The sequence below is a fragment of the Pseudomonas sp. RW407 genome, assembly GCF_003176655.1.
GTDB classification, from domain to species: Bacteria; Pseudomonadota; Gammaproteobacteria; order Pseudomonadales; family Pseudomonadaceae; genus Pseudomonas; species Pseudomonas delhiensis.
Genome location: NZ_QGSL01000016.1, coordinates 1 through 416 on the forward strand (window position 1 = coordinate 1; position 416 = coordinate 416).

At 68.0% G+C, this 416-nt stretch carries 1 protein-coding gene; it reads right to left on the bottom strand.

Features of this window, described 5'->3' with window-relative positions:
- A partial coding sequence (locus DK254_RS00815) for a zinc-binding dehydrogenase (RefSeq protein WP_146219545.1) occupies window positions 1-416 on the bottom strand: 416 nt, incomplete at both ends.

Below are 416 nucleotides of genomic sequence, written 5' to 3' on the forward strand. Positions count from 1 at the left end.
CGCCAGACGCGGCCGGTGACCAGCTGGAACGGCCGGGTGCTGATCTCCTGGCCGGCGCCGGCGACGCCGATGATGGTCGATTCGCCCCAGCCCTTGTGGCAGCACTCCAGCGCCGCGCGCATCAGCTGCACGTTGCCGACGCACTCGAAGGAGTAGTCCACGCCGCCGTCGGTCATCTCGACGATGACGTCCTGGATCGGCTTCTGGTGGTCCTTCGGGTTGACGAAGTCGGTGGCGCCCAGTTCCCTGGCGATATCGAACTTGGCCGGGTTGATGTCGACGGCGATGATCCGCGAGGCCTTGGCCATCCTGGCGCCGATGATCGCCGCCAGGCCAATGCCGCCCAGGCCGAAGATGGCCACGCTGGCGCCCTCTTCCACCTTGGCGGTGTTGAGCACGGCGCCGATGCCGGTGGT